Origin of the sequence: Pantoea piersonii (assembly GCF_003612015.1) — a bacterium.
Classification (GTDB): domain Bacteria; phylum Pseudomonadota; class Gammaproteobacteria; order Enterobacterales; family Enterobacteriaceae; genus Pantoea; species Pantoea piersonii.
In genome coordinates this window covers 73,783-83,129 of sequence record NZ_RARB01000003.1, presented here as the reverse complement: position 1 = coordinate 83,129, position 9,347 = coordinate 73,783, and the positions used below count along the sequence as shown (strand labels likewise).

The 9,347-nt window shown below is 50.9% G+C and carries 21 protein-coding genes; 2 read left to right on the top strand and 19 right to left on the bottom strand.

What is annotated here, in order from left to right; genetic code table 11:
• Positions 1-57: 57 nt before the first annotated feature.
• On the top strand, positions 58-1,251 hold the full coding sequence (locus D7S44_RS09955) for a tyrosine-type recombinase/integrase (RefSeq protein ID WP_120454422.1): 1,194 nt from the start codon (positions 58-60) through the stop codon (positions 1,249-1,251).
• On the opposite strand, the gene D7S44_RS09950 is transcribed toward D7S44_RS09955, so the two are convergent.
• From D7S44_RS09950 to D7S44_RS09875, 19 genes are all read right to left on the bottom strand, one after another.
• Positions 1,229-1,411, bottom strand: coding sequence for a helix-turn-helix transcriptional regulator (locus D7S44_RS09950; protein ID WP_120454420.1), 183 nt, complete (start codon positions 1,409-1,411; stop codon positions 1,229-1,231). The genes D7S44_RS09955 and D7S44_RS09950 overlap by 23 nt on opposite strands.
• A gap of 98 nt (positions 1,412-1,509) precedes the next feature.
• A complete protein-coding gene (locus tag D7S44_RS09945) occupies positions 1,510-1,803 on the bottom strand; it encodes a hypothetical protein (RefSeq protein ID WP_120454418.1) in 294 nt (97 codons plus the stop codon).
• 45 nt (positions 1,804-1,848) lie between these two features.
• Positions 1,849-2,181 (bottom strand): hypothetical protein, encoded by a 333-nt coding sequence (locus tag D7S44_RS09940; RefSeq protein ID WP_120454416.1) that lies wholly within the window; start codon positions 2,179-2,181, stop codon positions 1,849-1,851.
• The gene (locus tag D7S44_RS09935) at positions 2,178-2,396 is read right to left on the bottom strand and encodes a TraR/DksA C4-type zinc finger protein (protein ID WP_120454414.1); all 219 of its coding nucleotides are present in this window, start codon (positions 2,394-2,396) and stop codon (positions 2,178-2,180) included. Before D7S44_RS09935 ends, D7S44_RS09940 begins: the two co-directional genes overlap by 4 nt.
• Before the next feature lie 45 nt (positions 2,397-2,441).
• The gene (locus D7S44_RS09930) at positions 2,442-2,708 is read right to left on the bottom strand and encodes a hypothetical protein (RefSeq protein WP_120454412.1); all 267 of its coding nucleotides are present in this window, start codon (positions 2,706-2,708) and stop codon (positions 2,442-2,444) included.
• A gap of 52 nt (positions 2,709-2,760) precedes the next feature.
• Positions 2,761-3,306, bottom strand: coding sequence for a hypothetical protein (locus D7S44_RS09925; RefSeq protein WP_120454410.1), 546 nt, complete (start codon positions 3,304-3,306; stop codon positions 2,761-2,763).
• A complete protein-coding gene (locus D7S44_RS09920; RefSeq protein ID WP_120454409.1) occupies positions 3,303-3,626 on the bottom strand; it encodes a hypothetical protein in 324 nt (107 codons plus the stop codon). Before D7S44_RS09920 ends, D7S44_RS09925 begins: the two co-directional genes overlap by 4 nt.
• A 32-nt stretch (positions 3,627-3,658) precedes the next feature.
• Positions 3,659-4,009 (bottom strand): hypothetical protein, encoded by a 351-nt coding sequence (locus D7S44_RS09915; protein WP_120454407.1) that lies wholly within the window; start codon positions 4,007-4,009, stop codon positions 3,659-3,661.
• A 25-nt stretch (positions 4,010-4,034) separates the two neighbouring features.
• Complete coding sequence (ssb, locus tag D7S44_RS09910) at positions 4,035-4,499, bottom strand: single-stranded DNA-binding protein (RefSeq protein WP_120454405.1); 465 nt, start codon at positions 4,497-4,499, stop codon at positions 4,035-4,037.
• Positions 4,483-5,010, bottom strand: coding sequence for an HNH endonuclease (locus D7S44_RS09905; RefSeq protein WP_205685224.1), 528 nt, complete (start codon positions 5,008-5,010; stop codon positions 4,483-4,485). The genes ssb and D7S44_RS09905 overlap by 17 nt, the downstream gene beginning before the upstream one ends.
• On the bottom strand, positions 5,011-5,613 hold the full coding sequence (locus tag D7S44_RS09900) for an ERF family protein (RefSeq protein ID WP_120454403.1): 603 nt from the start codon (positions 5,611-5,613) through the stop codon (positions 5,011-5,013).
• The gene (locus D7S44_RS23525) at positions 5,606-5,758 is read right to left on the bottom strand and encodes a hypothetical protein (protein WP_158591249.1); all 153 of its coding nucleotides are present in this window, start codon (positions 5,756-5,758) and stop codon (positions 5,606-5,608) included. The genes D7S44_RS09900 and D7S44_RS23525 overlap by 8 nt, the downstream gene beginning before the upstream one ends.
• A complete protein-coding gene (locus tag D7S44_RS09895) occupies positions 5,755-5,949 on the bottom strand; it encodes a hypothetical protein (RefSeq protein WP_120454401.1) in 195 nt (64 codons plus the stop codon). Before D7S44_RS09895 ends, D7S44_RS23525 begins: the two co-directional genes overlap by 4 nt.
• Positions 5,949-6,086, bottom strand: a complete 138-nt coding sequence (locus tag D7S44_RS23520) for a hypothetical protein (RefSeq protein ID WP_158591247.1) — start codon at positions 6,084-6,086, stop codon at positions 5,949-5,951. Before D7S44_RS23520 ends, D7S44_RS09895 begins: the two co-directional genes overlap by 1 nt.
• 307 nt (positions 6,087-6,393) lie before the next feature.
• The gene (locus D7S44_RS23515; RefSeq protein ID WP_158591245.1) at positions 6,394-6,549 is read right to left on the bottom strand and encodes a hypothetical protein; all 156 of its coding nucleotides are present in this window, start codon (positions 6,547-6,549) and stop codon (positions 6,394-6,396) included.
• Positions 6,550-6,565: 16 nt separating this feature from the next.
• Positions 6,566-6,919: a hypothetical protein gene (locus tag D7S44_RS09890; RefSeq protein WP_205685223.1), complete on the bottom strand. Its 354-nt coding sequence runs from the start codon at positions 6,917-6,919 to the stop codon at positions 6,566-6,568.
• A gap of 114 nt (positions 6,920-7,033) precedes the next feature.
• Positions 7,034-7,360, bottom strand: a complete 327-nt coding sequence (locus tag D7S44_RS09885) for a hypothetical protein (RefSeq protein ID WP_120454399.1) — start codon at positions 7,358-7,360, stop codon at positions 7,034-7,036.
• A 7-nt stretch (positions 7,361-7,367) separates the two neighbouring features.
• Positions 7,368-7,664, bottom strand: a complete 297-nt coding sequence (locus tag D7S44_RS09880; protein ID WP_147402096.1) for a hypothetical protein — start codon at positions 7,662-7,664, stop codon at positions 7,368-7,370.
• Positions 7,665-8,143: 479 nt separating this feature from the next.
• Positions 8,144-8,881 (bottom strand): S24 family peptidase, encoded by a 738-nt coding sequence (locus D7S44_RS09875; protein ID WP_048781225.1) that lies wholly within the window; start codon positions 8,879-8,881, stop codon positions 8,144-8,146.
• A gap of 118 nt (positions 8,882-8,999) precedes the next feature.
• On the opposite strand from D7S44_RS09875, the gene D7S44_RS09870 reads away from it, so the two are divergent.
• A complete protein-coding gene (locus tag D7S44_RS09870) occupies positions 9,000-9,233 on the top strand; it encodes a hypothetical protein (protein WP_048781224.1) in 234 nt (77 codons plus the stop codon).
• The last annotated feature ends 114 nt before the right edge of the window (positions 9,234-9,347 follow it).

Sequence of the window (9,347 nt, the reverse complement as noted above, 5' to 3'; positions counted from 1 at the left end):
GCACCATAAACCGGACAACCTGCCGGATAACATAAACCACAACTCGTGTTATCCGGTATGCCACTCACAGACACCAAAGTAAAAAACGCCAGAGCGCAGGACAAACCTTACACGCTACAGGACGGGCAGGGGCTCTATCTTGAGGTCAGGCCAACCGGCGCAAAATTCTGGCGCTATCGTTACTGGCTTACACCTACCAAAGACGGGCGCTACACAATCGGCGAATATCCCTCCGTTTCTCTTTCCGATGCACGTAAAGAACGTGAGTGGGCAAGGGAGCAAGTTAAGCGCGGAATAAACCCTACCGAAGCGAGGAAGAAAGAGAAGCAACAGAATCTGGCAGAGGCTGCGAATACGTTCGAACTGGTTGCCAAAGAGTGGATTGAGCGCAAGCGTCCTACATGGACTGCCGGAACATGCGAGCAGGTTGAGTCCTTTCTCTCCATTAACTGTTATCCGGTATTCGGCAAGAAACCCGTCCGTGACGTTACAGCACATGAGATACTTGTCGTGCTAAAGGACATGGAAAAGCGTGGATCGGCATCTTCGGCGTTAAAGGTGAGGCAATGGTGCTCGGCTATCTTCTGTTATGCCGTCGCAACTCTCAGGGCAGATACAGACCCGGCTGCAGCACTGAAAGGTGCAGTCATTCCCCCGAAAACAAAAAACTCTCGCTGCCTGTCCGCCGATGAGCTCCGGCAGTATTTCTCTGCTCTTGCTGACTTTCCCGGCTACCCACAAACCCGGATAGCTCTCATGCTCCTTCCGTTTACCTTTGTACGACAGGGAGAGTTGCGGCGTGGCAGATGGAGTGAAGTAAACTTTGATGATGATTTATGGGTGATACCGGCAGAGCGGATGAAGATGAAGCGATCGCATTCCGTCCCATTAACCTCCACCTCAAAGCGACTTATGCAGCAGCTTAAAGCTGTATGTGGGGACAATCCGCTCATGATGCCTGGTGTTTACAAGCCACAGGAATCGCTGAGTGACAGCACGATCAACCGGGCAATTGAATATCTCGGCTTTCCGCCAAAGCATATAACCAGCCATGACTTTCGCGCGACAGCATCGACAACGCTTTATGAAATGGGGTTCAGGCGTGAGGTTATAGAGAAGCAACTGGCACATGCAGAATCTAACCGCGTTGTTGCAGCCTATAACCACGCCGAGTACATGAAAGAAAGAAGAGAGATGATGCAGGTGTATGATGACTGGCTGTGCGGCTTCATGCCGCACGCTGGGTCTTAAGGCGCTCTATATAAGGCTGAATTTCTGACTCCAGCCATTTTGAGCGTGGGCCATCCTTGAGTGGCTGCGGAATCTCTCCCGCTTTAATTTTTCGATACAGCGTCGCACGGTGCATATCGAGTGCCGTGCATACTGCTTTTACGCTTAACAGGCGTTCCATTCTCTACTCCTTATACGGCCAGTTCCAGACCAGCACGATGCAAATAAAAACGGCAAGCCATATAAAGAACTCGCCGGGGGATATGTCGCAGATGGTGTTCACAGAATGCCCTTGCGGTACTCCGCTTCGATAGGGTGCTCTTTGGCTACAGCTTCTATTACGCCCCCCAATATCCGACGATTAACCTGTCCAATTGGTGAGTCCGGATGGATGTCGAGACCGGCCAGCGGCTTAAGGCGAGACGCTTCACGCTCAATGAGGTCAGAACGCTTAGCATCGACAAGTTGAATCACCTCGTCGAAATGAGTTTCACATGCCACGAAGCCGCGATATTCATATGCGCTGTAGCCATCAAGTTCAGCTTTGCAGCGGCAGCACCTATATTCAGACATAACAACTCCTCACGCAGAGCGCGATAGTGAATAGGGTTGGTGGGGTTACTTCAGGGTGATGTGACGAATTCTGCCTGACGTTAGCGCTTTATAGAGCAGCACAAGGTCGAAGAGTCCGTGCGCATGACCTAAAGCATTCTGAAGGTCTGCTATTGTCTCATCACGCTTGCGCGTTGCTTCGGTTCTAACGGGTCGAATCTCCGCCACTTCTAATTGGCAAAGCGAATGCAGTCGATCACCTTCTAGAATGCGACATACAGCCGCGTTCTCGTCATGGCATAGCACGCGAACTTTTGTACCCGCATCATGTATTGGTGGTGCAATCTCACATACGCATCCCCGCGGTGGCAAACCTTCCCCATTCCATTCAATACTCATGCAACGCTCCTTTGGCTCTGCGCCCACTGCACTCGCTCAAAGTCCTCACGGCACTCTGCACAGCAAAAGAATCCCTTCGTTATCTTCTCGCCGCAGTCACCGTTATGGCATACGCCGGTAAAGGTCATGCTCGGCTTTGGCCGGTTCGCCAGCGCCACTGCTATCAGTTGCTGCTCGCGCTCTGCTGCTTCATCTGCAATATCTGGAAAGTTCATGGTTATCTCCAAATCGTAGGCGTAAAAAAACCGCCACTTGGGCGGTCATTTCGAGAGCCATGCCCGGCTCTTAATATCTTCATCCCTGCAATACTTGTCATAGGCGAAAACCAAAGCCTCGTTTTCCGTGTCGAATAGCTTGTCGCTTATCTTCTCCCATCCCCGCAAGCCCATTTTACGCACGTCCCACTTCCCCTCACGCGGCCAGATTACATAGCCGCATGTGTGCTGATTGCTGTAGACCTGAGCCCTAGTCAGCCGCTCGCCTTCATCGAGCATATAGAACGCAACGCCGCTTATGAATGTGCGCATATATCCGCCTTAATACTGTTTACATAAACAGTATATCAGGGCGGGGGAGGGGTCAATTGGTGGAGGGTTTAGGCGCTGCTGCCATCTTACGAATGATACGCTTAACGTCTTCAATCCTGCCGTCGTCAGCTGGGTCAAGCGTATCAATGCGGTCCAGCATAACCAGCGCAGCATCAGCATCCAGGTTATGAGTCCAGCATTCAGTCACAGGCTGCGGCGCGGTGGCGTTCAGGCGCTTAACTTCGGAAATGCAATCATTCCACGCCGCCACATAGACCTCATCCATATCACCTGAAAGGCTAATGCTGTCCGGCAGCCGTAGCGCCGGGGCGGGCGGCGCGGTGTAGACTGCACGCCCATAGTGCCTGTTTTCCTCTGCAAAGATGCTTCCACTCTGGTCAGGGCCTAAGAAATTGTGGATATACCCAACAGGCTCCGCCGTCAGCGCCGCGAGCGCGATTTTCATGACCTGTAACTGCACTGAATCATCCTCATCCAGCCCGAACGGGATTTCATCGCATACCGCCTCTAGTTCTGATATTTGAGGTTTAAGCCAATAAATCAGCGCCGCTTTCTGCTCTTCCGTAAATTGCATCATTTCCACTGAACTCCGCGATTTTTAGTGTTGCTGACGATGGTGCAGACCTGTGGAATGGTTCGACCGGTTTTTTCTGCAATCTCCGCATACGGCACACCTGCTTCGCGTGCTTCCATGATGTAGCGACGTTGCTCTGGTGTAATGACTTTGTACTGATAAGCCAGTGATATTCCGTTGCGCCAGCACTGCCAGTTGAGAGACTCTGGCGACATGTGCAGCGCATCAGCTATCGCGTGTGCAGGCATTTTGCCTGCCATCTCGCGGATGCGTGCCAGGCGAGCCTCTCGCTTTACCTGTGCTTTTGCGTAGGTAGCCATCATTTATCCTCCTGTGCCGCTGAGCGGCGAAATAGTTAGTCCTGCACTACAGCGCCGAACCTTCCGCGCCGCTCTGTCGTGTAATCCATCCACAGCACGCCCGGCTTCGTGACCAGAATTCTGGGCAGGGCGGGGCTTATCGCAGTGAGCCGATGGATACGGATGTGAAGGCACTCCCTATGCACTTCAGCTTTCCGTTCCGGCGTTAACCTGCTCTGATGCTCCTCTCCCCGCTTGGCCGCTTCCATTGCAGCTACAGCTGATAAGGCAACCTGCTGACACTTTCTCTGATGCGGCGTCATCTGCTCTGTACGCCACAGAAAGCGCTCCTGCTGTATTTCTGACAGGCGTGCGTAATGCGCCGATTCAAGCGGTGTGAGAGTCATACAGGTGCCTTAGTGGAGGGTTAAATCAGAAGGGGGTGTCGTCATTCCAGTCCATCGGAGGTTCATTGTTTGCCGGTGGCGTAGATGGACCACGCTGCGGCTGACTCCGTGACTGTGGTTTGTTGTTTCCCTGGCTCGCTTCCTGCTTGCCTCCCAGCATCTGCATCACGCCGCCGACATTCACCACAATCTCCGTGGTGTAGCGGTCTTGCCCGCTGTTGTCCTGCCATTTACGGGTGCGAAGTTGGCCTTCTATATAGACCTGAGAGCCTTTGCGAAGGTATTCGCCAGCTACTTCTGCCAGCTTGCCGAACAGCACTGTTCTATGCCACTCAGTTACCTCCTTATTCTCACCGGTTGCCTTGTCTCGCCAGCTCTCCGATGTGGCGATAGTCAGGTTTGCTACGACCCCTCCGTTGGGCATATAGCGAATTTCTGGATCCTGACCCAAATGGCCGACCAGAATTACGCGGTTAACTCCACGTCCCATTTTTATTTCTCCTGCGAGTGATTCCTGCGGCAGCATCCTCTCTTCGGTGAAGTGCTGCATGCTCGGATATTGTTAGAAGTTGAAGGTTTGAAGGGTGATTGTTGAGCTTATTGCGGTCTTTATGGTGGACGTGCTCATTCCGGGTTATGCGCCTACCGATGATGGCTTCCATAATGACGACATGTTCGGATCTTCCCTTATGCTCTCCACGGGTAAACTCCTTGTACCCAGCGCTGTTTATTCTGAAGCCTCTGGCATTCGCATCCGCATGTTTAAGTTTTCCCTCGCTGATTTTCCTTTTCCATTCATCGCTGAAGGTGCGCGTCTTTCCTTTGCCATGGCTCATCCTGCCATCTTCTGCCGCCTTCCTAACCCCTTCAGTTCTTCCCCTTAGTACACCTGCTTTTTTGCAGTGGTATCTAACGGTTGACCGAGATACACCGGTCATCGAGGAAACTTGCGGTATGCTCATTCCAGAGACGTAAAGGTCAATCACGCCTCTGCTTGCCATTTATGCCGCCTTGTTAAGTTCTGAAGCGCGATATTTAAAGACTGCCTCGCATTTCTTCTGATGGTCTGGTGAAGGTGCGAGTGCATTCCACGCTGGCCGATAGATGGACTTCAAGTCATCCATCGTCTGACTCGCTGCTGCCTGCGCGGTAAAGTCAGCGAGGATTTCATCAGGCTGCCTGACGGGCTGTTGCTGCTGCGTGTTTTTCTGCTGATGCTTGTGCTCGTCCGTGTCTGCATCTTTCGCGTCATCAATGCCGAACAATCCATTCAGGCAGTATTTGCGGGCGTATGAGCTGGTTGCGCCGGTTATCTGCGCTTCATCCATTCCTTTCTTGTCGGCTGCTTCACGCGCCATTGCTGTGGCGGTATGTGTGGTTTCGCCATCGGTGATAGAAGCCGTGGCTTTGACGTAGTAGCGATCGCCAATGAGAACAATTTCGTCAGAGATAGACAGGAACAAGCCATTCAACAGCGGCTTAACACCTTCCAGAATGTCTTCACAGCTCCGGTAGTGATATTTACCGAAGTTGTTGTACTGCCCCTTTGGTGCGTTCAGCGTGCGCTGTATTTCAGCCAGCTTGGTGTAGAACTCCTTACTCATATGCAACTCCCATGCGTGCTGCCTGTTGCTCCGTACGGTAATCAGCAATCGCTTCCATTGCGGCTTGCTCTGGCGTCATCTGGTCGAGCACAGGCTCTAAGATGGCCTGCATCATCTCGATGAAATACATATCCGGGTCAATCATGCTGCTATCTCCTGATGAATCGTGTAACCCTGCTCTGTAAGCCACTCCATGACGTCTTTGATGTCGAACTGGTTGAGTAGCTGCTTGCCGTTGAAGTCAAGCAGAGAGACCTCATCAGCTTCGATAACAATCATGCCGGGGCGGTATCCGGCGCGAGTTTTCAGTTCGCCGCATTCGAGTTTCAGCCTCATCACTTAACCCTCAGCCCTAATTTTTCCAGCAACATGCGAGTGAAGTCGTAGCCAGCCAGTCGTTCTTCTTCCCGGCGCTGGCGTTCCAACTCTTCCTGCTGCTTGCGGTACTGCTCAACTGCTGCCGGCGCGTTCATTGCGGATTACCAGGCTGTGTTACTGCCTGAATCAGACGCTCTACCAGCTTCTGTAAGCGGCTCTTCGGCTTCCACGACATAACGTCTGCGCCGGTTAATTTGAAATCGAACATAGTGCTTTGCGGGCAGCCCGATGCTGCCCCTGCGAAAGAAAGACGCATGGGATACCTCAGTTAATTTGGTTGGTGTTAGTGCATAAAAAAGCCAGCGCTAGGCTGGCAAGGAGTGTGTCGTAGTTATCTCGCACCGAAGTGCGCTTGGTGACTAGCACCGTCATGGCCTGTCGTGACAAGCCATTGCATTGCTATCAATCCCAGGCTTTGCTCCAAGCTTCTTCTGGTGTCAGGCCTGCGTCATAATCTTCCTGCCACTCATCAGGGAAGTTGGCCGCGCCTCCTTTCTTGGCTGCGTGGTCGCGCAGAAAGTCCATCCATTCTTCAAATTCAAATTTCTCGTTTGTCATATCTCTCTCCTTGCGGTTACTTGCCCAGCGCCTTCTTATCCAGCAGGCCAATGTCGTAATATTCTTTAGCCTCACGATGATCAACGAGTCTGCCATTAACTGTGTTAGCTACATCGCTAACAGGGCTTCCCGGCTCAAACCATCCGGTCTCTTTTTCCCTTTCGGTAAGCTCGCGGGTATCAAGGCTGCTTATTTCCGACGCCTCGCAGACGGGGCAGTGATATGGTCCGCACTGAACCAACCCAATTCCGACATCACAATGGTCGGCTTCGCAGTGCTCATAGTTGCAATATGGACAGATGGCTTCATCAGGACTCCAGACGCTGCCGTTACTGGTGCTGAACTTGTGTTTTCCTATGCCTGTACTCATCTCACCCCCTTGCTAAATAACCAGCCAACATAAGCCCGGCTATCACTATCCAGCCGATAATCCAGTCTGTGTTGCTCATGTTGGCTCCAGTAAAAATGCCGCCTAAGCGACCTGTTATTTTCCGTAGCCAACCACTCCACCATGAGAGGCAATTACCTCCTCAATAACTTCTCGCGGAACGTAGCCATAAACCGTATCGGTTGGCTCATCTGGATTTTCTGCATACTCCAGAAAAGCATCATCTGCTGATGACGGATAACCCAGCTCGAAAGAGCTGTAGTACTGCACATCCTGCATTGTTTCGCGTGGTGTGCAGTAATGGCCGCTACTGGCCTGAATGCTTACGTTGTAGCCATCAGCGCACTTAATCCGAGACATCTTTGCGTAGTGAATGCTTTCTACCTTGCGGCCTTCGTTCAGCCAGTCGTTCAACGTTTTCATGCTCACCTCAAATTAAAGGAATCGATTTGCCACGCATCTTCTGCACTGCGTGAATCTGACGGCCAGCTTCGTTGCTGACCTTCTGGTATTTGGTGATGATGCGCAGAGCTACCTCTTCGCGCTTATCACGCAGACTCGGCGCTGACGTAGCGCGGGCTACGTTTAAGCTGCATCCAGAGCCCGCTACTGCGATTTTGCGAGCCAAGCGTGAATCCGCATCGACTTGCAATTGCGCTTCAGCACGACGTGCTCTGCGACGATTTCTGGCGTTATCGGAAGCCAGATAAGTGATGACTACTGTCATGGTGTACCTCCGGTAATTGGCTTTGGTTGGGAAGACCCTCTATGGGTGACCTCCACGATCGCATCGTGGTGCTCTAAGCTTTACCGACATCCAGCCTCTCATCGTGCGCACTCCGAGAAACTATCCTTCAGCTATTGCAACCGTCACCGCCATCTAGAATGGCCGATTACCGGTTAACACTGAGCTACCGCCCACCAAAGCCAACTTCACTTTGGTTCCCCGCATTTCGGCGGAGACAAACCCCATCAATGTTAAAGAGCGTCGGCATCTTGCCGTGTACTGCGTTGCGTCCTGCTGATGGGATTTAATTTATCTCAAAGATAAAGATTGGTAAATAGCAGGATGATAAATAATTTATCAGTAAGGGGTTAAAACTAGATAAATTATTGTCTGGTAAGGATAAAAAAATTTATCAAATTTACTTGAGGCGAAAAAAAACCAGCTCGCGGCTGGTTTCTTCGGGTGACGGGTAGGCTTTTCTAGCCGAGGCGGGTGTAATTCATTTCCCATTTGCCAACAACAAATCCCTGAATGTGGAGCTGATCCTCTTCGCTTGAATCAATTTCCCACTTCTCATACGTTTTGTTGTCGCTGATGACTACGAGCCTGTCCTTAAGCTTCTGGAGGCGTTTAATGTGCACGCTATCGCCATAAGAGAACGCATAGATGCCATCACTTACGAAGCGGCTAACAGTGACATCCAAGACCACTAATTCCCCTGGCTCCACGGATCCCCTCATGCTGTCACCTACAGCAGTCGTTATCTTTAGAGAAGATGCCGGTCTGCCACCAAACATGCGCTTTGCATATTCAGGGTCAACTTCAATTGATTGAATTATGTCTGGATATTCACTATTCATCCTGCCTCCACCACAACTGAGCTCCACATCAAGTTGCTCTATCCTGTATGTATGATCAGTATAGTTTCTTGAAAGATTTTGCAAGCTGTAATTGTTAGCGTGCTCAGTTTTGCCTGGTTTGTCTACAGACCCGGCCTGAATAGTATCCATCCAACCTTTAGGTAAACCAAAAGACACTTCCGTCCGACGCGCGAGCGTATCTCCTATATTGCGGACATGTTTAAGGGAAGTAACCTGGCTTAACTGACTAGCAGTGATGCCAAGTTTCTCAGCGAATTCGGCCTTTGTCAGACCCTGCGAGACGTACTCATCCAGCAGAGTGCGCAGATTGCTGCGTCTTATGTCTTTAGTTTCCATACCTTAAATGATCTCACCGCTTAGCAAAATGATAAATATGCAGATTGATAAATCAGCTTGCGCATAATTTATCATTAAGATAAACTTTGATTAATCTTCAACAAAAAGGGTAAAGCGAATGATTAACGATCTTCTTCGCTGGCGTCAGGAAGCCACTAAAGATGATTGGTCCCAACTCGCTCAGCTCGCTAAGACGTCCACTGGCTATCTCGACCAGATCGCATATGGATATCGTCGCGCATCTCCCCAGATGGCTGAGAGTATCGAAAAGGGAACCAAGCTTTTTAAGCGCATCAAGTCAGTATCCAAAGAAAAGCTGGTTTTCGCTGAACTTAAAAGCAAAGCCGCTTAAGTAACACCGCTCTTTAAAAAATCGCCGCCGCTCCCGCCGAAATGCAGGAGCCCATTGTGGAAACCCCACGGGTTAACCACGCAACCAATTAATCAACAAGAGAAATAATATAAA

What these genes read in the sequence shown, in the direction of transcription:
- D7S44_RS09950 (WP_120454420.1), bottom strand. Translation starts at nt 1,411, where the DNA reads ATGGAACGCCTGTTAAGCGTAAAAGCAGTATGCACGGCACTCGATATG.
- D7S44_RS09880 (WP_147402096.1), bottom strand. Translation starts at nt 7,664, where the DNA reads ATGACAGTAGTCATCACTTATCTGGCTTCCGATAACGCCAGAAATCGT.
- D7S44_RS23525 (WP_158591249.1), bottom strand. Translation starts at nt 5,758, where the DNA reads ATGATTGACCCGGATATGTATTTCATCGAGATGATGCAGGCCATCTTA.
- D7S44_RS09875 (WP_048781225.1), bottom strand. Translation starts at nt 8,881, where the DNA reads ATGGAAACTAAAGACATAAGACGCAGCAATCTGCGCACTCTGCTGGAT.
- D7S44_RS09940 (WP_120454416.1), bottom strand. Translation starts at nt 2,181, where the DNA reads ATGAGTATTGAATGGAATGGGGAAGGTTTGCCACCGCGGGGATGCGTA.
- D7S44_RS09955 (WP_120454422.1), top strand. Translation starts at nt 58, where the DNA reads ATGCCACTCACAGACACCAAAGTAAAAAACGCCAGAGCGCAGGACAAA.
- D7S44_RS09935 (WP_120454414.1), bottom strand. Translation starts at nt 2,396, where the DNA reads ATGAACTTTCCAGATATTGCAGATGAAGCAGCAGAGCGCGAGCAGCAA.
- D7S44_RS09915 (WP_120454407.1), bottom strand. Translation starts at nt 4,009, where the DNA reads ATGACTCTCACACCGCTTGAATCGGCGCATTACGCACGCCTGTCAGAA.
- D7S44_RS09930 (WP_120454412.1), bottom strand. Translation starts at nt 2,708, where the DNA reads ATGCGCACATTCATAAGCGGCGTTGCGTTCTATATGCTCGATGAAGGC.
- D7S44_RS09925 (WP_120454410.1), bottom strand. Translation starts at nt 3,306, where the DNA reads ATGATGCAATTTACGGAAGAGCAGAAAGCGGCGCTGATTTATTGGCTT.
- D7S44_RS09870 (WP_048781224.1), top strand. Translation starts at nt 9,000, where the DNA reads ATGATTAACGATCTTCTTCGCTGGCGTCAGGAAGCCACTAAAGATGAT.
- ssb (WP_120454405.1), bottom strand. Translation starts at nt 4,499, where the DNA reads ATGGGACGTGGAGTTAACCGCGTAATTCTGGTCGGCCATTTGGGTCAG.
- D7S44_RS09905 (WP_205685224.1), bottom strand. Translation starts at nt 5,010, where the DNA reads ATGGCAAGCAGAGGCGTGATTGACCTTTACGTCTCTGGAATGAGCATA.
- D7S44_RS09895 (WP_120454401.1), bottom strand. Translation starts at nt 5,949, where the DNA reads ATGAGGCTGAAACTCGAATGCGGCGAACTGAAAACTCGCGCCGGATAC.
- D7S44_RS09945 (WP_120454418.1), bottom strand. Translation starts at nt 1,803, where the DNA reads ATGTCTGAATATAGGTGCTGCCGCTGCAAAGCTGAACTTGATGGCTAC.
- D7S44_RS23515 (WP_158591245.1), bottom strand. Translation starts at nt 6,549, where the DNA reads ATGACAAACGAGAAATTTGAATTTGAAGAATGGATGGACTTTCTGCGC.
- D7S44_RS09900 (WP_120454403.1), bottom strand. Translation starts at nt 5,613, where the DNA reads ATGAGTAAGGAGTTCTACACCAAGCTGGCTGAAATACAGCGCACGCTG.
- D7S44_RS09920 (WP_120454409.1), bottom strand. Translation starts at nt 3,626, where the DNA reads ATGATGGCTACCTACGCAAAAGCACAGGTAAAGCGAGAGGCTCGCCTG.
- D7S44_RS09885 (WP_120454399.1), bottom strand. Translation starts at nt 7,360, where the DNA reads ATGAAAACGTTGAACGACTGGCTGAACGAAGGCCGCAAGGTAGAAAGC.
- D7S44_RS23520 (WP_158591247.1), bottom strand. Translation starts at nt 6,086, where the DNA reads ATGAACGCGCCGGCAGCAGTTGAGCAGTACCGCAAGCAGCAGGAAGAG.
- D7S44_RS09890 (WP_205685223.1), bottom strand. Translation starts at nt 6,919, where the DNA reads ATGAGTACAGGCATAGGAAAACACAAGTTCAGCACCAGTAACGGCAGC.